20 protein-coding genes are annotated in these 24,007 nt (G+C 75.4%); 6 read left to right on the forward strand and 14 right to left on the reverse strand.

The window, feature by feature from the left end:
- Positions 1 to 85: 85 nt before the first annotated feature.
- From QFZ62_RS02560 to QFZ62_RS02570, 3 genes are read right to left on the reverse strand one after another with little or no spacing between them, the layout of a single operon-like run.
- Entirely contained in the window at positions 86 to 1,072 is a 987-nt protein-coding gene (locus tag QFZ62_RS02560) for an epimerase (RefSeq protein ID WP_307501324.1), read from the reverse strand.
- The gene (locus QFZ62_RS02565; RefSeq protein ID WP_307501327.1) at positions 1,069 to 2,325 is read right to left on the reverse strand and encodes an amidohydrolase; all 1,257 of its coding nucleotides are present in this window, start codon (positions 2,323 to 2,325) and stop codon (positions 1,069 to 1,071) included. The genes QFZ62_RS02560 and QFZ62_RS02565 overlap by 4 nt, the downstream gene beginning before the upstream one ends.
- Positions 2,326 to 2,334: 9 nt before the next feature.
- Positions 2,335 to 3,525: a pyridoxal phosphate-dependent aminotransferase gene (locus tag QFZ62_RS02570; protein ID WP_307501330.1), complete on the reverse strand. Its 1,191-nt coding sequence runs from the start codon at positions 3,523 to 3,525 to the stop codon at positions 2,335 to 2,337.
- A 105-nt stretch (positions 3,526 to 3,630) separates the two neighbouring features.
- Between QFZ62_RS02570 and QFZ62_RS02575 the strand changes: the two genes are divergently transcribed.
- Positions 3,631 to 4,149: an NUDIX domain-containing protein gene (locus QFZ62_RS02575; RefSeq protein WP_307501333.1), complete on the forward strand. Its 519-nt coding sequence runs from the start codon at positions 3,631 to 3,633 to the stop codon at positions 4,147 to 4,149.
- A gap of 135 nt (positions 4,150 to 4,284) precedes the next feature.
- Positions 4,285 to 4,548: a 30S ribosomal protein S20 gene (gene rpsT, locus QFZ62_RS02580; RefSeq protein ID WP_012038238.1), complete on the forward strand. Its 264-nt coding sequence runs from the start codon at positions 4,285 to 4,287 to the stop codon at positions 4,546 to 4,548.
- Positions 4,549 to 4,643: 95 nt separating this feature from the next.
- On the opposite strand, the gene holA is transcribed toward rpsT, so the two are convergent.
- From holA to QFZ62_RS02605, 5 genes are all read right to left on the reverse strand, one after another.
- On the reverse strand, positions 4,644 to 5,672 hold the full coding sequence (holA, locus tag QFZ62_RS02585; protein WP_307501336.1) for a DNA polymerase III subunit delta: 1,029 nt from the start codon (positions 5,670 to 5,672) through the stop codon (positions 4,644 to 4,646).
- A 76-nt stretch (positions 5,673 to 5,748) separates the two neighbouring features.
- Positions 5,749 to 7,551: a ComEC/Rec2 family competence protein gene (locus QFZ62_RS02590; protein WP_307501340.1), complete on the reverse strand. Its 1,803-nt coding sequence runs from the start codon at positions 7,549 to 7,551 to the stop codon at positions 5,749 to 5,751.
- Positions 7,548 to 8,384 (reverse strand): ComEA family DNA-binding protein, encoded by an 837-nt coding sequence (locus tag QFZ62_RS02595; RefSeq protein ID WP_307501343.1) that lies wholly within the window; start codon positions 8,382 to 8,384, stop codon positions 7,548 to 7,550. Before QFZ62_RS02595 ends, QFZ62_RS02590 begins: the two co-directional genes overlap by 4 nt.
- A gap of 457 nt (positions 8,385 to 8,841) precedes the next feature.
- Positions 8,842 to 11,400: a leucine--tRNA ligase gene (leuS, locus tag QFZ62_RS02600; protein ID WP_307501345.1), complete on the reverse strand. Its 2,559-nt coding sequence runs from the start codon at positions 11,398 to 11,400 to the stop codon at positions 8,842 to 8,844.
- A 98-nt stretch (positions 11,401 to 11,498) separates the two neighbouring features.
- Positions 11,499 to 13,019: an anthranilate synthase component I family protein gene (locus tag QFZ62_RS02605; RefSeq protein WP_307501347.1), complete on the reverse strand. Its 1,521-nt coding sequence runs from the start codon at positions 13,017 to 13,019 to the stop codon at positions 11,499 to 11,501.
- 53 nt (positions 13,020 to 13,072) lie between these two features.
- On the opposite strand from QFZ62_RS02605, the gene QFZ62_RS02610 reads away from it, so the two are divergent.
- A complete protein-coding gene (locus QFZ62_RS02610) occupies positions 13,073 to 13,891 on the forward strand; it encodes an aminotransferase class IV (RefSeq protein ID WP_307501351.1) in 819 nt (272 codons plus the stop codon).
- 21 nt (positions 13,892 to 13,912) lie between these two features.
- Here the strand turns inward: QFZ62_RS02610 and cydC are convergent, their stop codons facing one another.
- From cydC to QFZ62_RS02630, 4 genes are read right to left on the reverse strand one after another with little or no spacing between them, the layout of a single operon-like run.
- The gene (gene cydC / locus QFZ62_RS02615) at positions 13,913 to 15,628 is read right to left on the reverse strand and encodes a thiol reductant ABC exporter subunit CydC (protein ID WP_307501354.1); all 1,716 of its coding nucleotides are present in this window, start codon (positions 15,626 to 15,628) and stop codon (positions 13,913 to 13,915) included.
- Entirely contained in the window at positions 15,625 to 17,346 is a 1,722-nt protein-coding gene (cydD, locus tag QFZ62_RS02620; protein WP_307501356.1) for a thiol reductant ABC exporter subunit CydD, read from the reverse strand. The genes cydC and cydD overlap by 4 nt, the downstream gene beginning before the upstream one ends.
- Before the next feature lie 4 nt (positions 17,347 to 17,350).
- On the reverse strand, positions 17,351 to 18,355 hold the full coding sequence (gene cydB / locus QFZ62_RS02625) for a cytochrome d ubiquinol oxidase subunit II (protein WP_307501358.1): 1,005 nt from the start codon (positions 18,353 to 18,355) through the stop codon (positions 17,351 to 17,353).
- A complete protein-coding gene (locus tag QFZ62_RS02630) occupies positions 18,355 to 19,767 on the reverse strand; it encodes a cytochrome ubiquinol oxidase subunit I (protein WP_307501359.1) in 1,413 nt (470 codons plus the stop codon). The genes cydB and QFZ62_RS02630 overlap by 1 nt, the downstream gene beginning before the upstream one ends.
- A 390-nt stretch (positions 19,768 to 20,157) precedes the next feature.
- Here QFZ62_RS02630 and QFZ62_RS02635 point away from each other — a divergent pair, with 390 nt between their 5' ends.
- Positions 20,158 to 20,595, forward strand: coding sequence for a hypothetical protein (locus QFZ62_RS02635; RefSeq protein WP_307501360.1), 438 nt, complete (start codon positions 20,158 to 20,160; stop codon positions 20,593 to 20,595).
- 291 nt (positions 20,596 to 20,886) lie between these two features.
- Here the strand turns inward: QFZ62_RS02635 and QFZ62_RS02640 are convergent, their stop codons facing one another.
- Complete coding sequence (locus QFZ62_RS02640; RefSeq protein WP_307501362.1) at positions 20,887 to 21,480, reverse strand: GNAT family N-acetyltransferase; 594 nt, start codon at positions 21,478 to 21,480, stop codon at positions 20,887 to 20,889.
- Between the two features lie 58 nt (positions 21,481 to 21,538).
- Between QFZ62_RS02640 and QFZ62_RS02645 the strand changes: the two genes are divergently transcribed.
- Together QFZ62_RS02645 and QFZ62_RS02650 are read left to right on the forward strand one after the other, a co-directional pair.
- Positions 21,539 to 22,009, forward strand: coding sequence for a GNAT family N-acetyltransferase (locus tag QFZ62_RS02645; RefSeq protein WP_307501364.1), 471 nt, complete (start codon positions 21,539 to 21,541; stop codon positions 22,007 to 22,009).
- A complete protein-coding gene (locus QFZ62_RS02650; protein WP_307501366.1) occupies positions 22,006 to 22,851 on the forward strand; it encodes a UbiA family prenyltransferase in 846 nt (281 codons plus the stop codon). The genes QFZ62_RS02645 and QFZ62_RS02650 overlap by 4 nt, the downstream gene beginning before the upstream one ends.
- Here the strand turns inward: QFZ62_RS02650 and QFZ62_RS02655 are convergent.
- The gene (locus QFZ62_RS02655; RefSeq protein ID WP_307507667.1) at positions 22,844 to 24,007 is read right to left on the reverse strand and encodes an NAD(P)/FAD-dependent oxidoreductase; all 1,164 of its coding nucleotides are present in this window, start codon (positions 24,005 to 24,007) and stop codon (positions 22,844 to 22,846) included. The genes QFZ62_RS02650 and QFZ62_RS02655 overlap by 8 nt on opposite strands.

Genomic DNA, 24,007 nt, shown 5'->3' on the forward strand with positions numbered 1-24,007 from the left:
CGGGAACCACGATCATCCCACGCGGCGTCGGGCGGGCCATCCGCGCCGGGTCACCGCGCGCGCGGCGGCGCGGCCGGGACGGGGCTCAGCGTCCGACGATGTCGGCGACCGCCTCCTCGAGGCGCGGCCAGCGGAACCGGTAGCCGGCGCGCTCGAGCGTCTCCGGGACGACCCAGCGGCTCTTGAGGACGAGCTCCGGCTCGGTGCGGAACAGCCACATGCCGATCTCGAGCATCCAGCGGTTCGCGGCCAGGCCGATCGGCATGCGGACGGCATGCCGGAGGACCTTCATCAGCCGGCGGTTCGTGACGGGCTCGGGGCTCGACGCGTTGACGGGCCCCTCGATCGTCGGCTCGTCGCGGACGAACCGGATGATGCCGACGAGGTCGTCGATGTGCAGCCAGCTGAAGACCTGCCGGCCGTGCGTGGGCTGGAACACGTGGTGCGCGCCCGCGCGGATCCGGGACGGACGCCCCGGGAAGCGGCCGTCGAGCTGCGGCCCGCCGAGGCCGAAGCGGGCGAGGCCGAGCAGCGGCTGCAGGGCGCCGTCGTGGCCGAGCACGATCGCGATCCGGAGCGCCACGCGGCGGGTGGACGGGAGGTCGGGGGCGAAGAGCGCACGCTCCCACGCGCGGCCGACCGAGGGCGAGAAGTCGTCGCCGAGCTCGCCGGTCGACTCGGTCTGCGGACGGTCGGTGGCGTGCCGGTAGACGGTGGCGGTGGAGGCGTTGATCCACACCGGCACCGGACGCGCGCTGTCGCGGACGGCGCGCCCGAGCTCGGCCGTCGTCTCGACGCGGGAGCGCAGGATCTCGCGGCGGTTCGCGACGCCGTACCGGCAGTTCACGCTCTTGCCCGCGAGGTTGACGAGGAGGTCGGCGCCGTCGAGGAGGCGGCGGATCCCCTCGGCGTCGCCCCAGCGCGCGTCGGCTCCCGAGCGGCCGATCGTCCGGACCCGGTAGCCCTCCTCGGCGAGCTCGCGGACGAGCACCTGCCCGATGAAGCCGGACGCCCCGGCGACGACCGCGGTGCGAATCGCCGCGCCCTGCTCCCCCGCCACGCGTTCGCTCATGCGCCGAAGCGCGTGCGGCGCTCGACGGTGGTGCCCGTGCCGTCGGCCCAGGTGTAGACCGTGTCCCCGCCGATGATGACGTGCTCGGCGCGGGACTGAACGTCGAGCGGGTCGCCCGACCAGATGACGACGTCGGCGTCGAGGCCCGGCGTGAGCGCGCCGACGCGGTGGTCGAGGCGGAGGATCGCGGCGGGGTTCGCCGTGATGGCGCGGATCGCGATGTCGGCGGGCAGCCCGTCCTTCACCGCGAACGACGCCTGGTGCACCAGGAAGTCGATGGGCACGACGGGGGCGTCGGTCGTGATCGCGACGAGGACGCCGGCGCGGTGCAGGGCGGCGAGGTTCGCGACCGCGCGGTCGCGGAGCTCGACCTTGGAGCGCGAGGTGATCATCGGGCCGAAGATGACGGGGATGCTGCGCTCGGCGAGCACGTCCGCGATCTTGTCGCCCTCGGTGCCGTGGTTGACGACGAGGCGGTAGCCGAACTCGTCGGCGAGGCGGATCGCGGTGGCGATGTCGTCGTGGCGGTGCGTGTGCTGGTCCCAGGCGAGCTCGCCGTCGAGGACGCGGACGAGCGTCTCCTTGCCGAGGTCGCGGGAGAAGGGCTTGCCCTCCTTCTCGGCGTGGTCGCGGGCCGCGCGGTAGTCCTCCGCGTCGCGGAACGCGCGGCGGATCACCATGGCGACGCCGAGGCGCGTCGACGGCGTGCGGTCCTTCGCGCCGTAGACGCGCTTCGGGTTCTCGCCGAGGGCGCTCTTGACGCTCACGGAGTCGCTGACGAGCTGCTCGTCGATGGTGCGGCCGCCCCACGACTTGATCGCGACGGACTGGCCGCCGATCGGGTTGCCGGAGCCGGGCTTGACGACGATGGTCGTGACGCCGCCCTTGAGCGCGTCGCGGAAGCCCTCGTCGTCGATGTCGATGGCGTCGATCGCGCGGACCGAGGACATGTCGGGGTCGGTCATCTCGTTGGTGTCGTTGCCCGCGGGGCCGTTGGCCTCCTCGTGGATGCCGACGTGGCCGTGCGCCTCGACGAAGCCGGGGAGCACCCAGCGGCCGGTCGCGTCGATCACGGTGGCGTCCTCGGGGACCTCGACGTCGGCGCCGACCGCGGCGACGAGGCCGTCGCGGAGGAGGACGGTGCCCCCGGGGATCGGCGCGCCGTCGACGGGGACGACGTGGCCGCCGACGATGGCGGTGACGGAGGAGGCGGAGGCGCGGACGGGGGCGGTGGGATCTGCGGTGGGGGCCATGCTCCGAGCCTAGGACGCGGTCGGGTCGACCGAGGCGGGCGGCGCGGCCGCTCCCTCGGGCGCGGGCAGGCGGCCGAGGCCCTCCAGGAGCACCGCGCGGTGGGCGGCGACGCAGACGCGGATCCAGCCCTCGCCGGAGCGGCCGAACGCGCTGCCGGGCGCGACGGCGACGCGGTCGCGCAGGAGGAACCGCTCGGCCCAGCCGGCCACGTCGCCGTCCGAGGCGTGGCCCATGTCGATCCAGAGGTAGAACGCGCCCGTCGGCCGGAGGTGCCGGATGCCCCGCTCCTCCAGCAGCGCGGTCGCCGCGTCGAGGTTCGCCCGGTAGTGCGCGAGGGCCTCCGCGACGTGCGTCTGGTCGCCCGTGACGGCCGCGACCGCCGCCCACTGCGCCGGGGCGCTGACGCAGCTGATCGTGGCCTCCTGCACCGTGCGCATCACCTGCGTCAGGCCGGTCGGGACGACGAGGTAGCCCACCCGCACGCCCGTCATGGCGTAGGTCTTCGACAGCGAGAACGCCGTGAGCACCCGCTGCTCCCCCGGCTCCTGCAGGGCGGCCATGCTCACGTGCTCCGCGTCGTGCACGAAGCGCTCGTAGACCTCGTCGCTGATCACCCAGAGGTCGTGCCGCCGGGCCAGCGCGAGGAGCTCGCGGAGCGTCTCCCGCGGGAACACGGCGCCGAGCGGGTTCGAGGGCGAGTTGACCACCAGCACCCGGGTGCGGTCGGTGACGAGGCGCTCGAGCTCCGCGATGTCCGGCCGGAAGCCGCGCTCGGGGAGCAGGGGGTACGGGACGGGCTCCGCCTGCAGCATCCGCGCGCCCATGGAGAACGTCGTGTAGCCCGGATCCGGCACGAGCACCTCGTCGCCCGCGGCGAGGGTCAGGGTCATCGCCTGGTAGAGCGCCTGCGTCGCCCCGACCGTGACCCAGACCTGCTCGGTCCGCACGTCCAGCCCGTTCTCGCGGCCGAGCTTCTCGACGAGCGCCGCCCGGAGCTCGGGGATGCCCGCGTTGGCGGTGTAGTCGGTGCGGTCGTCGGCCCACGCGCGGCGTGCCGCCTCGCGGATGTGCGGGGCCACCGGCACGTCGGGCTCGCCGACGCCGAGCGCGATGACGTCGTCGACCTCGAACGACAGCTCGAGGATGCGGCGGATGCCCGACTCGGGCACGGAGGGGATGTGGGGCGCGAGACGGGGCACGGGTCGAGGGTAAGCCCGGGCGGTGGTGGTGGCAGTGGCGGCGGCCGCAGCGCCAGGGGCCCCGGCCGCGCGGGGCCCGCCCCGGGGCGTCGGTAGGCTCGGCGGATGGGCATCCCCGACTTCGTCGCCTCCCTCCGATCGCGGGTCGGCACCGCTCCCCTCTGGCTCTCGGGCGTCACGGCCGTGATCCTCGACGGTCCCCGCGTGCTGCTCGTGCGCCGCGGCGACACCGGCGTCTGGGCCCCCGTCTCGGGGATCCTCGAGCCCGGCGAGGAGCCGGCCGTGGGCGCGTGGCGCGAGGCGGAGGAGGAGACCGGGGTCGAGGTCGAGGTCGAGCGGCTGGTCGCGGTCGGGACGACCGGCGAGATCACCTACCCGAACGGCGACCGCGCCAGCTACCTCGACCTCACCTTCCGCTGCCGGTACGTCTCCGGCGACGCGCGGGTCAACGACGACGAGTCGCTCGAGGTCGCGTGGTGGCCCGTGGACGCGCTGCCGGACATGCCCGCGGACTTCCGGCGTCGCATCCGCGTCGCCCTCGACGACGCGCCGGAGACGCGCTTCGTGCGCCCCGGCGAGCACGTCGAGCACCAGGACCGCGACGCGCGGGGCGAGTTCGCCTGATTTCCCGGCCGGGACCTGGTATCGTCGCCTGTTGGCTTGCGTGTGGTCCTCCCCGATCACGCGGTATCGCCGCAGGCGCCCTCTCTCGCTGAGCGGCAACTCATACGACGAAAACTCGAACGGAAGACATAACACGTGGCAAACATCAAGTCGCAGATCAAGCGCATCGGCACGAACAAGAAGGCCCAGGAGCGCAACAAGGCGGTCAAGAGCGAGCTGAAGACGGCCATCCGCTCCGTCAAGACCGCCATCACCGCGGGTGACAAGGACGCGGCCGTCAAGGCCGTCAGCCTCGCCGGCAAGAAGCTCGACAAGGCCGCGAGCAAGGGCGTCATCCACAAGAACCAGGCCGCGAACCGCAAGGGCGCGATCGCCAAGCAGGTCGCCAAGATCGGCTGATCTCCCCTGGTGACATCGACGGGCCCCGCGCATCGCGCGGGGCCCGTCGTCGTCTCCCCGCGGAGCGGGTGCGGCCGGGAGGCGCCGGAAGCGGGTCAGTCGCGGCCGCGCGAGGCGACCGTGCGCACCATGCGCTCGAGCGAGTAGACCGCGTCGCGGCCGCCGCCCTTGACCTGCGCGTCCGCCTCCGCGAGCGCCTCGATGGCGCGGCCGAGACCCGCGTCGTCCCAGAGCTGGAGGTCGCGTCGGGCCCGGTCCACCTGCCACGGCGCCATGCCGAGCTTCGAGGCGAGCTGGCCGGAGGGACCGGAGACGCCGGACACCTTCGCCATGGTGCGGATCTTCATCGCGAAGGCGGCGATGAGCGGCACCGGGTCCGCGCCCGAGGTGAGCGCGTGCCGCAGGAGCACGAGCGCCTCGCCGCTGCGGCCCGCGATGGCGGAGTCGGCGACCGCGAAGGCGTTGATCTCGACCCGGCCGCCGTAGTACTGGTCGACCGTGACCTCGGTGATCTCGTGCGCCGTGTCGGAGATGAGCTGCTGGCAGGCGGACGCGAGCTCGCTCACGTCGTCCTGGAACGCCGCGACGAGCTGGCGCACCGCGCCCGGCGTGATCGACCGCTTGGCGGCCCGGAACTCGGCGACGGCGAAGTCGTGCTTCTCGCTGTCCTTCTTCAGCTCCGCGCAGACAATCTCGATGCCGCCGCCGGTGCCCGCGCGCACCGCGTCGAGGAGCTTCTTGCCGCGCACTCCCCCGGCGTGCCGGAGGACGACGTAGGTGTCATCCGCCGGGGAGTCGAGGTAGGCGACCGCGTCGAGCAGGAACTGGTCGGAGCACTTCTCCACGTTGACGACGCGGATGAGCCGCGGTTCCGCGAACAGGGACGGGCTGGCCAGCGTGATGAGCTCGCCCGGCGCGTAGGAGTCGGCCTCGATGTCGGAGACCTCGATGCTCGGGTCCTCCGCAGTGAGGATGTCGCGCAGGCGGCGCATCGCGCGGTCCGCAAGGAGCGCCTCCGTGCCGGACACGAGGACGACGGGCGCGGGCCGCACCGCGTCCCACGCCAGCTGCGGGATGGCCGCGGACGCCTTGGCCGGGGTGCTGCGGGAGGTCCTGGTCGCCATGCGGGTCCTTCCGGGCGGTGCGTGCGGGGCGGGGCGTGCGGGTGCGGGAGCCCGGTGCCGGGCGGGCGGATCCAGGTTAGCCGTCGGGTGGGACATCGGCCGTCGCCGGGAGGGCAGCCGGACGTGGGACGGGACGGGGCCCGCGGCCGAGCGCTATCGCGGCGACGGCCAGCGCGGTCGCGACGACGAGGGCGACGACCCCGCCGGCCCCGGTCGGCCACGGGACGCGTCCCCACGGCAGGCCGGAGAGCACGGAGGCGACCGCGGCGATCCACGCGGCCGGCAGCCATGCCAGGCGCAGCACGAGGCCTCCCGCCGCGGGCCAGACGGGCAGGAGCACGCAGGCGGCGAGGCCCCCGATGGTGGCGGGCGCGGCGGCGGGCTCGGCCAGCAGGTTGGCGAGCACCCCGTGCACCGGGAGCCCCGGCTGCAGCACGAGGAGCACCGGCTGGCACGCGACCTGCGCGGCGACGGGGATGGACAGCGCGTCCGCGAGGCGGCGCGGCATGCGGTGCGCGAGGCGGTCGGCGAGGGGCGGCGCCAGCACCAGGAGCCCGGCCGTCGCCAGCACGCTCAGGGCGAAGCCGAGGTCGCGCGCCAGCCAGGGATCGCCCGCGAGGAGCACGAGGACGGCGAGCGAGAGGGCGGGCAGACCGCGGGACGGACGCCCGGATGCCGTGGACAGGATCAGCACGGTGGCCATGACGGCGGCGCGGCGCACGCTGGGCTGCGGGGTCACGAGCACCACGAACGCGCCGAGGGCCACGAGCGACGCGGCGGCCCGCGCGGGACGCCGGAGCCCCAGGGCGGCGGTCAGCGCCAGGACGAGCCCCACGATGACCGCGCAGTTCGCGCCCGAGACCGCCGTGAGGTGCGTGAGGGAGCTGTCCTTCATGCTCTGCGCGAGGGCGGGCGCGACGGCCGACACGTCGCCGATGGCGAGTCCCGGGAGCAGCTCGGCCCCGGGTCCCGGCAGGGCGGCCGCGGCGCGGGCGAGACCGGCGCGGAGGGCGTCGGCGACGCCGGACGCCCCGGATGGCGCGGCCGTCGCCTCCAGCGCGCCGCGGGCCAGCAGCAGGTACGCCGCGCGGTCGGCCGGATCGGCCTGCCGCACGGCGGCGCTCAGCTGCACGACCGTGCCCACGCCCAGCCGTCCGCCGGGAGATCCGTCCCGCCCGTCCCGCTCGTCGTGCGGGCGGCCGGCGAAGACGACGACCGGCACCGGAGCGGCCAGCACGACCGTGCCGTCCGCCGCGCGGCCGTGCGCGTCCTGCCCCACGTGCAGCGCCGTGAGGTGGGCGACGAGCCGCACGCGACCTCCTGCGCCGCCGGATCCGCCGCCCGCCTTCGAGGCCAGGGGTGCTGGCGGTTCGTCGAGGATGAGGTCCGCCACGACCATGCCGTCGGCGGAGGCCGCGGCGTCCAGGGCGGCCGGGTGGCGCAGCGGCTCCTGCGTCGCCGCCGCCCCGAGGAGCAGCGCGGTCGCGCCCGCGGCCACCGCGCCGCCGGCGACCGCCCGGAGGAGCGGCGCCGTCGCGTGCGGGCCGACGCCCGCGCGGGCGCTCCGACGGGCACAGCGCGCCGGGCGCGGGGATCCGCCTCCGGGGTGGGCGTCGGATCCGACGTCCACGCCCACGTCCCTCGGCGCGCTCGAGCGCGGCATCGCGGCCCCCACCGCGATCCCCGCACCCGCGAGGGCGAGCACCGCCGCGGCGACGGCGAGTCCTGCGCTGACCCTCCGGACGCCGACGGCCAGCGCGGTCGCCGTCCACGCGACCGCCGCAGGGAGCGCCAGCCGGAGGTCGATCTGGCGGGCGGAGCTCGGAGGTCGGCGCGGCGTCGAGGTGGACCCGCGACCGATCCGTTCGGGCGGGTTCACACCCGGACCAGCGGGGTGAGGGACGCGAGCGTCCGGTCGCCGATGCCGGGGACGCGGCCGAGGTCGGCGACGCGCGTGAAGCGCCCGTGCGCGGACCGCCACGCGATGATGCGGCCGGCGAGCGACGGACCGACGCGCGGGAGCGTCTCCAGCTGCTCCGCGGTCGCCGTGTTGAGGTCCACCGGCGCGGACGGGCTCGCCGCCCCGCCGGCCGCGGCCGATCCGCCCGCGGCCTGGCCGGCGGGTGCCGCGGGTGCCTCGCCCTGCCGCGGGACGACCAGCTGCTCGCCGTCGGAGAGCACGCGCGCGAGGTTCACGCCCGCGGTGTCGGCGCCGTCCGCGAAGCCGTGCGCGGCGGTCAGGGCGTCGATGACGCGGCTGCCGGGGGCCAGGGGGAACAGGCCGGGCGCGACGACCGCGCCGACGACGTGCACGTAGATGGGCGTGCGGGATGCGGTGCGGGTTCCGTCGCCCCCGGCCTCGCCGCCCGCGTCGGCCGTTCCGTCCTGCCCGTCCGCCGTCCTGCCCGGGTCGTCACCTCCGGCCTCGTCCGCGTCGCCGGACCCCGTGCCCGCCGCGCTGCCGTCGTCGTCGGCGGTGGCGGAGGTGCGGCCGCCCCCGTCACGATCCGTCCCCGTCCCGTGGGCGACCGGGCTCGAGTGCGCGGGAGGCGGCTCCTCTGCCCGGCCGGCCTCCGCCTCCTGGATCGCCGTCACGAGGATCGTGACGACCAGGGCCGCGGCGACGAGCACGGCCGCCGCCCCGACGCCGACCCGGAGACGGAGGCGCGTCCGCTGGCCGGGCAGCAGGAGCGGGGCGGACGCGCTGGCCATCCGCTCGGCTCCGCCCCGGTCCCGCGGGTCCGCCGGCGTCTCCGGCTCCACTCCCGTCTCGTGAGGCCCACGGCGGGCGGGCCGCCGGACGAGCCCGGGGGCACGTCCGGCGGCAGCCGGGACCGGCGGAGCATGCGGGTCGTCCGGCGGGTACGCGTCACCGTCGTCGTCCGACCCATCCGGGCCGAGCACGTCGAGCGCGCCGCGGTCCGCGTACGCGCCCTCCTCGTCCTCCCCCGGCTAGCGGCCGCTCGCGATCGACGTGAGGTCGACGTCGTCGGGACCGGGACGGGATCGGCGGAGGGGGCGCATGCCCGCACGTTAGGTGCTGCCCCGGGCGCCGGGATCCGCGGTCGCGGGTCTGGGGATCAGCCGTGCGGCGGCGCCCTGGGATGGAGCGAGGGCGGCCCGTCGCCGGACCGCCCTCGTCTCCGCGCGGCGAGGCGCGACCCGTCCGTCAGGCGGCGGGCGTGGTGGTGATGCTCACGATCTTCGGCGCCCGCACGATGACCTTGTCGATGGTGCGGCCCGCCGTGGAGCGCTTGGCCCCCGGGGTCTCGCGCGCGAGGGCCTCGAGCTCGTCGGCGCCGATGCGCGCGTCGACCTCGAGCTTGTCGCGCACCTTGCCGTCGACCTGCACGACCGCGATGACGGTGCTCACCACGAGCAGGTTGCGGTCGGCCTTGCGCCAGCCGGCGAACGCGACCGACCCGGTGTAGCCGAGGCGCTTCCACATGTCCTCGGCCGTGTACGGCGCGAACAGGCTGAGCGCCACGGCCACGACCTCGGTGGCCTCGCGGACCGCGGCGTCGCCGCCGCCCGGCCCCTGGTCGATGGTCTTGCGGATCGCGTTGACGAGCTCCATGGTGCGCGCGATGACGACGTTGAACTTGAACGCCTCGAGCATGCCCGGCGCCTCGGCGAGGAAGCGGTGCGTCACGCGACGGAGCGCCTCGTCGCCCGTCTTCCACTCGACCTCGGGCGCGCTCGTGATGTCCCCCGTGAGCCGCCAGGCGCGGGCCAGGAACTTCGCGGACCCGGACGGGGAGACGTCCTCCCAGTCGATGTCGTCCTCCGGCGGGCCGGCGAACGCCATGGTGAGGCGGATCGCGTCGACGCCGTGGCGGTCGATCTCGGAGCCGAGGTCGACGCCGCCCTTGCTCTTCGACATCTTGCTGCCGCCGGAGAGCACCATGCCCTGGTTCAGCAGCGCGCTGAACGGCTCGGTGAAGGTGACGTAGCCCAGGTCGAACAGGACCTTGGTGATGAAGCGCGAGTACAGCAGGTGCAGGATGGCGTGCTCGACGCCGCCCACGTACTGGTCGACGGGCGCCCAGCGGTCGGCGTCGGCCGGGTCGAACGCCTTCGTGGCGTCGTTCGGCGACAGGAACCGGAGCCAGTACCACGAGCTGTCCATGAACGTGTCCATGGTGTCGGGGTCGCGCGTGGCGGGGCTCCCGTCCCGCGGGCTCGGCACGTTCGACCACTCCGTGGCGGCGGCGAGCGGTGACTTGCCCTTGGGCGTGAGGTCGAGGCCCTCGGTGTCGGGCAGGCGCACGGGGAGCTGGTCCTCCGGGACGCGGATCTCGTTCCCCTGCTCGTCGTAGACGATGGGGATGGGCGTGCCCCAGAAGCGCTGGCGGGAGATGAGCCAGTCGCGCAGTCGGTAGTTCTTCGCGGCGCGACCGCGCCCCTCCGCCTCGAGCTGCTCGATGACGCGCTTGATGGCGGGCTGCTTGCTCAGGCCGTTCAGCGACCCGGAGTTGATGAGGCGGCCCTCGCCGGGGAGCGCGACGCCCGTGCGGCCGGGCAGCACCTCCTCGAGGTCCGGCAGCTCGCCGTCCTCCGGGATGATGCGGATGGCGCCCGTGACGGGCTGCGTGGTGTCGACCACGACGCGCACCGGCAGGTCGAAGGCGCGCGCGAAGTCGAGGTCGCGCTGATCGTGCGCGGGGACGGCCATGACCGCGCCCGTGCCGTAGTCGGCGAGCACGTAGTCGGCGGCCCAGATGGGGATCCGCTCGCCGTTGACGGGGTTGACCGCTGTGCGGCCGAGCGGGATGCCCGTCTTCGGGCGGTCGGTGGTGGAGCGCTCGATCTCGTTGAGGCGCTGCGTGCGCTCGAGGTAGCCGCGGAACGACTCGCGCACCTCGTCGGACGCGCCCTCGACGAGCTCGGCCGCGAGGTCGCTGTCGGGCGCGACGACCATGAAGGTCGCGCCGTGCAGCGTGTCCGGACGGGTCGTGAACACGGTGACGGGCTCGTCGCGGCCCTCGACCGCGAAGTCGACCTCGGCGCCGACGGAGCGGCCGATCCAGTTGCGCTGCATGTTCAGCACCTTCGAGGGCCACGTGCCCTCGAGCTGGTTGAGGTCGTCGATGAGGCGGTCGGCGTAGTCGGTGATGCGCAGGTACCACTGCGTGAGCTTCTTCTTGACGACCACGGCGCCCGAGCGGTCGGACGTGCCGTCCGGCAGGACCTGCTCGTTCGCGAGGACCGTCTGGTCCACCGGGTCCCAGTTGACCCAGCTGTCCTTCCGGTACGCGAGGCCCTTCTCGTGCATCTTGAGGAACAGCCACTGGTTCCACGTGTAGTACTCGGGGTCGCTCGTGTGGAGCTCGCGCTCCCAGTCGAAGGAGAGGCCGTAGCGCTTCATCGACTGCTTCTGCGTCTCGATGTTCGCGTAGGTCCACTCGCGCGGGTCGACGCCGCGCTTGATGGCGGCGTTCTCCGCGGGCAGGCCGAAGGAGTCCCAGCCGATGGGGTGCAGCACCGTGAAGCCCTGCTGGCGCCAGTAGCGCGCGACCGCGTCGCCGAGCGCGAACGCCTCCGCGTGCCCCATGTGCAGGTCGCCCGAGGGGTACGGGAACATGTCGAGGATGTACTTGCGCGGGCGGGTGTCGCTCGCGTCCGGCGTGCGGAACGGCTGCTCGCGCTCCCACACCTCGGACCACTCGGCCTCGATGGCGCGGAAGTCGTAGGTGTCGCCGGGGGTGTCGGGGGTCTCGTGTGCCAAGGGCGCTCTCGATTCGATGCGGGGGTCGCGGCCCGATGGGCCTCGACAAGACTAGTGAACGTGTCGGGCACCTCCCGAACCGGCGTCGCGGGCCGTGATCAGGCGCGCGAGGAGGCCCTGGGGAGGGGCCGGCGGAGGCGCCCGGGGCCGCCCGCCGACGGCACGCGGCCGGCGCGGACGGCGGCCAGGAGCGGTGCGGCCTTGACCCGCACCTCCTCCAGCTCCTCCTCGGGGACGGACGACGCGGTGATGCCGCCACCCGCGCCGACCGTCGCGCGGCCGTCGGCGACGACGACCGAGCGGATCACCATGGCGAGGTCCGCGCGGCCGTCGTCGCCGAACCAGCCGAACGCCCCCGCGTAGATGCCCCGCGGGCCGCGCTCGAGGGCGGCGAGGATGCCGACCGCCGCGGACTTCGGGGCGCCCGTCATGGATCCGGCCGGGAACAGCGCCCGTACGGCGTCGACGGCCGAGACGCCCGGGGCGAGCTCGCCCTCGACGCGGCTCACGAGCTGGTGCACCTGCGCGTACGCCTCGACGTCGAACAGGCTCGTGACGCGCACCGAGCCGAGCACGCAGACCCGGCTGAGGTCGTTGCGCATGAGGTCGACGATCATGACGTTCTCGGCGCGCTCCTTCTCGCTCGCGAGGAGGTCGGCGCGGGCGCGCGCGTCGGCGGCCGGATCCGCGTGGCGCGGGCGCGTGCCCTTGATGGGGAGCGTGCGCAGGGTGCCCGCGGCGTCGACCTCGACGAAGCGCTCGGGCGAGGCGCTCACGAGCACCGTGCCCCCCACTCGGAGGAACGCGCCGTGATGCGTGGGGCTCAGGGCGCGGAGGGCGAGGTGCACGCGGACCGGGTCCACGGCGCCGGGGACGCGGGCGCTGTTCGTGAGGCACAGCTGGTAGGCGTCGCCGCGGCGGATGGACTCCTGGCAGGAGCGGATGAGGGCGAGGTAGGCCGCGTCGTCGTGGCGCCAGGCGGGCGCGGCGGCGTCGCCGGGGTCGGCGGCCGGAGCGGCCAGGGCGGGATCGACGCGGTCCACGGCGTGTCGGACGGAGGGGGCAGCGGCGAGCTCGTCCTCGACGCGCTCGGGCCACGGGTCCCCCGCGCGTGCGACCGCCCACACCTCGCGCGACGCGTGGTCGAACGCGAGGAGCCGCTCCACGCGGAGGAACGCGGCGGGAACGAGCCCGTCGGCTGAGTCGTCGTCGCGGGGTGCGACGGGCGGGGCGTGATGCAGCGAGACGGTCTCGGGCCACGCGTCGTGCGGGATCCAGCCGATGACGCCGAGGCGGAAGGCCAGGCCGGGCGGCAGGGCGGGCGGCTGGCCGGCCGCGGGGTCGGCCGCGGCGAGCGGCGGATCCGTGTCGGCCTCGCCCGCATGACGACCCGGCACCAGCTGCGCGAGCCCGGCGAACACCCCCTGCGGCCAGGCGGTGACGGTGCCCGCGGACGCCGCGAGGTAGCTCCAGCCCTCCCCCGCCGAGTCGTCGAGCCAGGCGACGTCGCCCGCCGACTCCGCCGCGAGGAGCGCCAGGAACGCCTCCTCCGGATCGTGCCAGGCGCCGAGACGCCGGCCGACGACCGTCCGCGCGGCGTGCGCGTCGCCCTCCTCCATGCTCGGCCTCCCGGTGTCGTGAGCGCACCCGACGGCCGCCTAGCCTCAAGGGTATGAGTTCCGAGACGATCCTCCGGTGGACCCCCGCGGGCTGGGCGCCGGCCGCCGCGGATCCCGCCGGTGGAGGAGCCGAGGTCGCGCGGCCCGCGGGTCACCGGGTGCTCGCCGCCGACTCGTTCCTGGTCGACGCGGGGCGGGTGCTCGCCCTCGACGTGCACCGCCAGCGCTTCCTCGCGTCGCTGCGCCTGCAGTCCGCGGCCGTCCCGGATCCGGTCGCCTTCCTCGACGCGGCGGTCGCCGCGCTGCCGCGCGAGGGCGCGTGGTTCCCGCGGGTGGAGGCGCTCCGGGGACCCGACGGCGACGTGGCCCGCCTCCTCGTCCGTCCCGCGCCGGAGCGCACGGCGACGGTGGTGCTCCGCGACCACGACGGACCCGACCCGCGCACGATGCCGCGTGTCAAGGGCCCCGACCTGCACGCGCTCGGCGCCCTGCGCAGCCGCGCCGCCCGGCACGGCGCGGGCGAGGCGGTGATCCTCGCGGACGACGGCACGATCGCGGAGGGCGCCTACAGCGCGATCCTCTGGTGGCACGGCGACGCCCTCGCGGTCGTGGAGGGCGACGTGCCCCGGATCCCGAGCGTCACCGAGCGCAGCATCGTGGCGCTCGCGACGGCCCTCGGCGTCGACGTGCTGCACGAGCGGGCGCGGCCCGCCGATCTCGACGGGCGGGAGGTGTGGGCCGTGAGCGCGCTGCACGGGATCCGGCTCGTGCGGGAGTGGATGGACGGGCCCGCCGTCGCCGCCGAGCCCGGCCGCGTGCGCGCCTGGCGGACCCGCCTCGACGCCCTGCGTCGGGAGCTGCCGGCGGCCTGACGAGCGCCGGCGGGCGCGGCCTCAGCGGATGCCGCCCCCGTCCTCCGCGGACCGCAGCTCCACCGTCCGGTCCACGAGCTCCTCGGGGACGTCCGTGTGCGTGAGCAGCAGCACGCCGCGCCCGCGGTCCCGCGCGGCGGTGAGGACGTCGCGCAGCACGGCCTGCGCCCGCTCGGGGTCGACGTCCGCGGTGGGCTCGTCGAGCACCAGGATCGGGAAGTCCGCGAGCAGCGCCCGGGCGAGGGCCATGCGCTGGGCCTGGCCCCCGGACACCAGGCCGCCGCGGTCGCCGACGCGCGCGCCGAGGCCGCCGCGCTCGGCGGCCCACCCCGCGAGACCGACGCGCCCGAGCGCCGCGACGAGCTCGTCGTCGGTCGCGTCCTCGCGGGCGAAGAGCAGGTTCTGCCGGATGCTCGCGTCGAAGAGGTGCGGCGTCTGCTCGCAGAGGCCCACGATCCTCCGCACGGCCGAGGGCGGCATCGCCCGGGCGTCCTGCCCGTCGAGCTCGTAGGCGCCCCGGGACTCGAGGAACCGCACGAGCGCCGCGGCCAGCGATGACTTGCCGGATCCGCTCGGGCCGCGCACGACGACCGTCTCCCCCGGCCGGACGACCAGGGACACGGGCGCGAGAGCGTCCTGGTCCGCTCCGGGCCAGCGCGTGACGAGGTCGCGGACCTCGAGCGACCATCCGGCGGAGGGCGCTCCCGGCGCGCCGGCGTCGTCCGCGGCGCCGCCGACGACCGGCCCGGGCCCGTCCGGCGCGGGCTCCCGCGGGATCCCCTCCGGCACGGCGGCCGGCACGACGCCCGCCACCCGGTCCGCGCTCGTCCGCACGCGGCGCCACGCCTGGACGGCGAGCGGCACGGACGTCGCCGACTCCACCAGCGCGAGCGGGACCAGTGCCGCGAGGGCCAGCCACGCGGGATCCAGCGCGCCGGACGCGAGGCCGGGGACGCCCTGCAGCACGGTCCAGGCGGCGACCGCGCCCGTGCCCGTGAGCACGACGCCCGTGGTGACGCCGGCCGCCGCGGCGCTCCGGAGCTCCGCGCGGCGGAGCGCGTCGGCGGCCCGGTCGACCTCGGCCAGCCGCGCGTCCAGGGCGCCGAACGCCAGGAGGACGTCGAGGCCGCCGACGAGGTCGAGCACGCGGTCCTGCAGCGCGGCCCGCAGCGGCTGGATCCGCGTCTCGGCCCGCCCCGCGAGCGCCGACGTCGCGCCCACGCCCACCGCGAGCGACACCGCGAGCACCAGCAGGAGCCCGATCCCGGCGGCCGGCAGCACCGCGCCCACGACCACGACGCTCGCCGCCTGCACCAGCACCGACACGACGAGCGGCTGGACGACGCGGAGCGGCAGGTCCTGCAGCCGGTCCACGTCGCCGACGAGCCGGGTCAGCAGGTCGCCGCGGCGCGTGTCCCGGAGACCCGCGGGAGCGAAGGGCAGGATCCGCTCGAAGACGCCCACGCGCAGCGTCGCCAGCGCCCGGAACGCCGCGTCGTGGCTCGTGATCCGCTCCAGGTACCGGAACGCGGCCCGCCCGAGCGCGAACGCCCGCACGCCGACGATCGCCATGCCGAGGAACAGGATCGGGGGCTGCTCCGACGCGCGCGTGATGAGCCACGCCGAGGTCGCGAGGAGCGCCACGGCGCCGACCGCGCTCGCCAGCCCGGCGAGGAGTCCGGGCAGCGCGCGGCGGAGGGGCGGCTGCGCGAGCCGGAGGACGTCGTCGCGGTTCACGGCGCCACCTGCGCGCGCCAGGCGGGCTCGGGCACGATGCGCGCGGGACCGGACGCGGTCGGCGCGTGGGGCACCGCGGACCCGCGGCCGTCGAGCCGCAGCTCGGCGTCGGCCGCCCGCACGAGGGCCCCGCGGTGCGTCACGACCACGACGGCGCGCCCCTGGTCGGCGAGCGCGCGGATCCCCGCGGCCAGCCGGGCCTCGGACGCCGCGTCGAGCGCGGAGCTGGGCTCGTCGAGCAGCACGAGCGCGCAGTCGAGCGCGAGCGCCCGGTGGACGGCGCGCGCGACGGCGACGCGCTGCGCCTGGCCGCCGGAGAGCCCCTGGCCGCCGACGCCGAGGCGGAGGTCGGGGTCGATCCCGTCCGCCGCGGCGAGCGCGAGGGCTCGTCGGACGAGCGCGTCGTCCGGCTCCGCGATCCCCAGGGCGACGTTCTCGCGCACCGTGCCGGCCACGAGCCCGGGTCGCTGCCCCGCCCAGGCGACGTGCTCCGGGCAGGCGGGGCGGAGCGCGCCGTCGGGGTCGGCGTCGTCCTCCCAGCCGAGGGCGCCGGTCGCCGGCAGCTGCCCGAGCAGCGTGGCGACGAGCGACGACTTCCCGGCACCGCTCGGCCCCGTCACGGCCGTGACGCGTCCCCGGGGGAACCGCGCCGAGATCGCCGTGAGCACGGGCCGCCCGTCGCGGGAGACGCCGAGGTCGCGCACGACGAGCGCGTCGCCCGCCGGTGCCGACGCGTGATGGCGCGCCCCGGCCGACGGGGCGGATCGCGCCTCGTCCAGGACGGCGAGCACGTCGTCGGAGGCCGCCACCCCCTCCGCCGCCGCGTGGAACTGGACGCCGACCTGGCGGAGCGGCAGGAACGCCTCCGGCGCGAGCAGCAGCACGAAGAGCCCCACCTCGAGGTCGAGCTGGCCGCCGATGAGCCGCACGCCCACCGAGACCGCGACCAGCGCGACCGACAGCGACGCCGCGAGCTCCAGCACGAAGCCCGACAGGAAGGAGATGCGCAGCACGCGCATCGTCTCCACGCGGTACTCCTCGGTGACCCGGCGGATGCGGGCCGTCTGCCGCCGTGCGCGCCCGAAGACCAGCAGGGTGGAGAGCCCGTCGACCACGTCGAGGAAGCCGGACGCGAGCTCCGTGAGGCGCAACCACTGCCGCCGCTGCACCTCCTGCGTCGCCCACCCGATGAGCACCATGAACACGGGGATGACGGGCAGCGTCGCGATGACCGTGATCCCCGTGAGCGGGTCCTGGGCGAGCAGCACCGCCACGACGAGGGGCGTCGCGAGCGCCGTGAGGATCAGCTGCGGCACGTAGCGCGCGAAGTAGGGCTCCAGCGCGTCGAGGCCCGGGCCGACGACCGTGGCCAGGCGGCCCCGGTTGCGGCCCGCGGTCCAGGCGGGCCCGAGGTCCGCGATCGCCCGGAGCGCCCGGCGCCGCAGCTCGGCCGTGACCTGCGCGGCGCCGCGGGCGCCCACGACGTCGAGCAGCCACGCGGCGGCCCCGCGCACGACGGCGGAGGCGACGGCCAGCGCCAGCAGCGGTCCGAGATCGGCCGCGCTCGCGCCGCCGATCGCCCGCACGACGAGCTGCGTGAGCGACCAGCAGGCGGCGACGAGCGCGAGCGTCTGCACGACGCCCACGAGGGCGCCGACCGCGAGCATCGTGCGGGCCGAGGCGGAGTGCCGCAGCAGCCGCGGGTCGAGGGGCTTCACGGCGTCAGTGGGCGGCCTGGGAGATCACGGCGCGCGTGATGCGCTTCCGGAACACCCAGTACGTCCACGCCTGGTACGCGAGGATCAGCGGCAGCGCGAAGCCGGCGGCCCACGTCATGATCGTGAGCGTGTACGGCGACGACGACGCGTTCTCGAGCGTGAGCCCGTACGCGGGGTCGTTCGAGGCCGGCATCACGAACGGGTGCAGCGCCGTGAAGAGGCTGGCGACGGCCAGCGCGATGGTCGCCGCGAGCAGGCCGAACGCCCACCGCTCGCGTCCCCGCACGTTCGCGAGGTAGGACGCGACGAGCGCGACCGCCGCGAGCGCGGAGACGAGTCCCGAGAGCGGCGAGCCGTGGGCGAGCGTCGTCCACACGAGGAAGGTCGCAGCGATCACGATGGCCACCGCGCCGACCCGCATCGACATCAGGCGCGCACGGGCCCGTATCGGCCCGTCGGTCTTGAGCGCCGCGAACTGCAGCCCGTTGACGAGGAACAGCGACAGGGTCGTGAGCCCGCCGAGGAGCGCGTACGGGTTCAGCAGGTCGAGCGTGGATCCCGTGAGGTCGTGGTTCGCGTCCATCGGCACGCCGCGCACCACGTTCGCGAAGACGACGCCCCAGAGGAACGACGGCACGACCGAGCCGACGACGATCATCAGGTCGAACGACCCGCGCCACCGGTCGGACGCCCCCTGGTGCCGGTACTCGAACGAGACGCCGCGGAGGATGAGGGTGATGAGGATGGCGAGCAGCAGCAGGTAGAAGCCGCTGAACATGGTGGCGTACCACTCGGGGAACGCCGCGAAGAGCGCGGCGCCGGCGACGATGAGCCACGTCTCGTTGAGGTCCCACACGGGGCCGATGGTGTTGATGAGCACGCGTCGGTCGGTGTCGTCCTTCGCGAGGAACGGCAGGCTCATGCCCACGCCGAAGTCGAAGCCGTCGAGCACGAAGTAGCCGACGAACAGGAAGGCGATGACGCCGAACCAGAGGGTGGGCAGGTCCATCAGTAGACGCTCGCTTCCCGGACGACCTCGCCCGTCTCGGGGTCGGGCTCCGCTTCCGGATCCGGCCCCCTCTGCGCCGCCCGCAGGATGAGGCGGAACTCCACCACGGCGAGCGACCCGTAGACGACCGTGAAGGCCACGAGCGACAGCAGCACCTGGAGGCCGGTGACGTTCGGCGAGACGGCGGAGGAGGTCTGCAGGAGGCTGAACACGATCCAGGGCTGGCGGCCCATCTCCGTGAAGATCCAGCCGACCGTCATGGCCAGCAGCGGCAGCGGGGCGGCCCAGATGGCGACCTTCCACATCCACGGGCGGGTGATGGCGCGGCCGCGGCGCGTGAGCCAGAGGCCCGCGACGGCGACGCCGATGGCGGCCATGCCGAAGCCCATCATCCAGCGGAACGCCCAGTAGGTGACCCAGATGGTGGGCGTGTAGTCGCCGGGGCCGTAGCTCGCGACGTACTGCGCCTGCAGGTCGTTGATCCCCTCGACCGTGCCGTCGAGCGTGTGCGTGGACAGGAACGACAGGAGGTACGGGATCCGGATGGAGAACAGCTCGCTCGACCCGTCCGGCGTCCCCCAGGTGAAGAGCGAGAACGATGCGGCGGCGCCGGAGGAGGTGTCGTAGTGCGCCTCGGCCGCGGCCATCTTCATGGGCTGCGTCTGCACCATCGCGAGGCCGAGCTGGTCGCCGGTGAGGATGGTGAGCGCGCCGGAGGCGACCATGAACCACATGCCGAAGCGCATGGCCGGCATCATCGTGTCGAGGTGCTGGTTGCGGGAGAGGTGCCATGCGGCGACCGAGATGATGACCGCGGCCGCGCACATGAAGCTCGCGAAGATCGTGTGCGGGAACGCCGCGAGCGCCACCTTGTTCGTGAGCAGCGCCCAGATGTCGGTGAGCTCGGCCCGGCCACGGGCCTCGTCGATGCGGTAGCCGACGGGGTTCTGCATGAAGGCGTTGGCCGCGAGGATGAAGTAGGCCGACAGGATCGACGCGACCGAGACCACCCAGATGGACGCGAGGTGCAGCCTCTTCGGGAGCTTGTCCCAGCCGAAGATCCACACGCCGATGAACGACGCCTCGAGGAAGAAGGCGAGGAGCCCCTCGAGCGCGAGCGGAGCGCCGAACACGTCGCCCACGAACCGCGAGTACTCGGACCAGTTCATGCCGAACTGGAACTCCTGCACGATGCCCGTGACGGTGCCCATCGCGAAGTTGATGAGGAAGATGCGGCCGAAGAAGCGGGTGAGCCGCAGGTAGTGCTGCCGGCCGGTGCGGACCCAGGCCGTCTGGTAGATCGCGCAGACGAAGGCCATGCCGATCGTGAGCGGCACGAAGAGGAAGTGGTAGACGGTCGTGAGGCCGAACTGCCAGCGGGAGAGCAGGAGCGGGTCGAGCAGGTCGTTCACTCGGGGCGACCGGTTCGGCCGGGACGCGGGCGGTCGGCAGGGGCGGGGGCGGGATGCGGTGTCATGGCGACCGGATGCGCTTCCTGTGGAGGGTGGATCGTGCGGGTCTGAGGCTCCATCGCGACGCCTCCATTCTACGACTTGTAGACGATCCGCGCGAGCCGCGGAGCGCATCCCGGCTGGGTCGCGTTCGCCCGGTGGCGACGCGGACGACACCCCCCGTTCACCCGCCCGGACGACGCTCGGGGGACGCATCCGGATCGGCGTCGACCCGGTGCGCCCGCCACCCGCGGAGACGACCCCCGTCGCCGCTCCCCCGCCGCCGCCCGCGATCCGGCACCCACCCACCCACCCACCCGCACCGCGCACGTCGACCGAAGGGCCGCCGCCATGACCTCCTCCGCCCCCGCCTCCCCGGCGCCCGGCCTCGCCGGCGGATCCTCCCTCCCCTCCGCCGGCGCGCCCGCGTCCGCGTACGTCGCGCTCCTCGTGGCGGACGGCGCCCGCCTCACCGGCCGGGTCGCCGAGGTCGCCGAGGACGTCGAGGCCGGGACGGCGGAGCGCCACGACGTCCGGACCGCCACCGTCGAGGGAGCCCTCATCGCCGCCCTCGCGCTCGTGGCCGGCGGGCTCGACGTCCGCGACGCGGCCCAGCACGCGGTCGACGGGGATCCCGCACCCGTCATCCAGGCGCTGCACTCCCTGGCGGGCCGCGGCGGCGTCGAGCCCTACCTCCTGCGCAACGGCCTGACGGTCGACCACTTCCACGCGCTCCGCGACGCCGTCGTGGCGCGCGGCGGGCGCGAGCTCGACGAGTCGCAGGACTGATCCTGGGCGCAGGGCCCTCCGCACGCGGCCATGTCCCTCGTTCTGGGGTCACGCGCCGATGTCCGCATTATGGGGGACCCGGATAGAGTCGACAACGAGCGCACGGTCCTTACCCCCCCCTTGGGCCTGGCGCTCGCAACCCGACGAGCGCGTCCGTCCATCCCCCCCGGACGGGACCGCTCCCGGACCACGGCTGCGCCCCGTCCCCCGAAGGACCCGGCAGGCCGGAGTGGCCCGGCACCCGTGGCGTTCCCGCGCCCCGTGCCGGGCCATTCGACCGTCCGCCGTCGATCAGCCCGCGTGGGTGCCCGACGCCTCGTCCGCGGACGCCGTGCCGGCGTCCGGCGCCGAGGCCGCGTCGTCCGCCGTCGTCCCGTCCCCGGACGCCCCGTCCTCCACGAGGGACAGGTGCAGGATCGCGAGGTCGAGCGGGCGGCCGTGCTTCCAGCCGATGCCGGGCAGGAGCCCCACCCGGCGGAAGCCGAGGCGCTCGTGCAGGCGGATGGATCCGGTGTTGCCGGCCTCGATGTCCGCGAAGACGGCGCGCTTGCCCGCCGCCCGCGCATGCGCGACGAGGGCCTCCAGGAGCGCCCGGCCGATGCCGCGGCCCTGGTGGGCGTCGTGCACGTAGACGGAGTCCTCCACCGAGAAGCGGTACCCGGACATCCGCCGCCACGGGCCGTACGTGCCGTAGCCGGCCATCGCGCCGTCCACCTCGGCCACGAGGATCGGGTCGCCCTCCTCCGCGGCCCGGCGGAACCACGCCTCGCGCTCGGCGCGGTCGACGGGCTCGTCCGTCCAGAGGGCGGTGCTGTTCAGGATCGCGTCGTTGCGGATCTCCAGCAGGTCGTCGATGTCGCGGGGCTCGGCGGGGCGGATCCTCATGCCGCCAGGGTATCGGCGCGGTGCGGGGACCGCGGCCGGGGTGCGGGAGGATCGAGGCATGCACCGCACCATCGCCGAGGTCCCGTGGGACGACGAGGACGCGACCCTCCTCCGCGCCGCCCAGCGCACCGAGCTGGACGCCCGCTACGGCGGCGACACGGAGCCCGGCACCAAGCCGACCGCCGCCGACATGGCCGTCTTCCTCGTCGCGCGCGACGCGCACGGGACGCCCCTCGGCTGCGGCGGGATCCGGCTGCTCGACGACCGCGGCGACGGCAGGCCGTGGGCGGAGCTCAAGCGCATGTACGTCGTGCCCCCGGCGCGCGGCACGGGCGTCGCGACGGCCCTCCTGCGCGCCCTCGAGGAGGCGGCGCGCGGCCTCGGCGTGGTCGACCTCGTGCTGGAGACCGGCGACGCGCAGCCGGACGCCATGCGCTTCTACCGCCGCGAGGGCTGGGCGGAGATCCCGCGGTTCGGGGCCTACGCCGACTCCGAGGAGTCGCGCTGCTACGGGCTGACGCTCGCGTGATCCGCCGCCTCCGGCTCCTCGCCCTCTCGTCGCACCCCGGGCCGACGGCGACCGTGACGGTGCTCGCGGCCGGGCTCGCGGTCGCGCTCGGCTACGGACCCGGGCGGGTCCTGGCGGTGGCGCTGGCCGTCCTCCTCGGGCAGCTGTCCATCGGGCTGTCCAACGACTGGATCGACGCGGAGCGCGACCGCCGCGTCGCCCGCTCCGACAAGCCGGTCGCGCGCGGCGAGGTGACGGCCGGGCAGGTGCGGGCCGCGGCGCTCGGGACGGCGGCCGCGTGCCTGGTCGCGTCCGCGGCGCTCGGGCCGCGGTTCCTCCTCGCGCACGTCGTGCTGGTGGGATCCGGCTGGGCCTACAACGCGGGCCTCAAGCGCACCGCGCTGAGCGTCGTCCCGTTCGTCGTCGCGTTCGGGATCCTGCCGACCGTCGTGGCGCTCGGCGCCGCGGATCCGGTGCCCGCCGCCGCATGGGCGTGGGCGACGGGCGCGGTGCTCGGCGTCTCCATCCACTTCACCAACGTGCTGCCCGACCTCGAGGACGACGCCCGGACGGGCGTGCGCGGCCTCCCCCACCGGCTCGGCCGGATCCCCTCGGGCCTCGTCGCGTTCGGGGCGCTCGCGCTCGGCGCGGTGGCGGCCATGGTCGGGCCGGTCCTCGCGGATCCCGCGCACCGGGTCACGCCGCTCGCCGTCGTCGGCCTCGTCGTCACGCTGGCGATCGCCGCGTGGGGCACCGCGCTCGTCCTCACGCGGCCGGCGGGCCGCCTGCTGTTCCAGCTGATCATGGCGGCGTCGCTGCTGCTCGTCGCGCAGGTCGCGCTCAACGCGACCCGCCTCACCTGACGCGCGCGCCGGCGTCCCGTCCCATGGCGTAGACGGAGGCGAGCGCCGCCGCGGCGGGCGACGCGAGCACCGCTCGGAGGCCCGCGTCGCGCACCCGCCGCGTGAGGCCCCGCACCGGCCGGCCGAGGGCCGTGTTGATCTCCGACTGCACGGCCGCGCGTCGGGCGCTGGCGAGCCGGTCCCGCTCCCAGGAGGCGAGCCGCACGGCGTCCGGCACGCCGGCCCGGGTGCGCACGGCGTCGACGAGGATCGGCGCGAGGGCGTCGACGTCGAGCCAGCCGAGGTTCATGCCCTGCCCGCCGATGGGGCTGATCTCGTGGGCGGCGTCCCCGACCAGCACCGCCCGCCCGGCGAGCGGCCCCGGCCCGGCGGCCATGCTGCGTGCGAGTCGGCGGCGCACGCCGAAGCCGCTCGCGGTCGCGAGCTCCTCCGGCTCGACGACGTGCCCGGTGCGCTGTCGGACGGCCTCGGCGACGAGCGCGGCGGGATCCCCGTCGCGCTCCCCCGCCCGGAGCCCCACGACCCAGCGGCGCACGCCGCCGGGCAGGGGGAAGGACTCGACGACGCCGTCCGGGTGCAGCGTGACGATCGCGTCCTCGCCGCCGTCGGTGCGGTCCGGCGCGTCGCCCATGGCGAAGCGGTCGGGCAGCGCCCGCGCCTCGACGCCGATCCCGAGGAGGCCGCGGACGACGCCGCGGGTGCCGTCCGCACCGACCACGATCGAGGCGGTCGCCTCCACGACGGCCCCGGCCGCGTCGACGCCGGTCGCGCGCACCCCGCCGCCGGGCGCCGCGACCGGATCGGCGTCGAGGGCCGTCAGGGTCACCCCGCGGCGGAGGGCGTCGGGCGCGAGCCCGGTGAGGCGCCGCGCGAGGATCGCCTCGGTGCGCCACTGCGGCAGCGCCGCCACGTAGGGATGTGAGCGCGACACGCCCGCGAAGGAGACGCACCCGAGCTCCCGGCCGCCCGCCATCGCGATGCCGCGCCGGACGAGCACCGCCTCGGCGACCATCTCGTCCCCGACGCCGAGGCGGTCGAAGGCGTCGAGCGACGGTGCGTGGATCCCGATGGCGCGCGACATCGCCGCGCCCGCGGACCGCGCCTCCCACACGCGCACGTCGAGCCCGGCCTGCGCGAGGAGCGCGGCGAGGTGGAT

The organism is Clavibacter sp. B3I6 (genome assembly GCF_030816895.1).
In the GTDB taxonomy this organism is placed as follows: Bacteria; Actinomycetota; Actinomycetes; order Actinomycetales; family Microbacteriaceae; genus Clavibacter.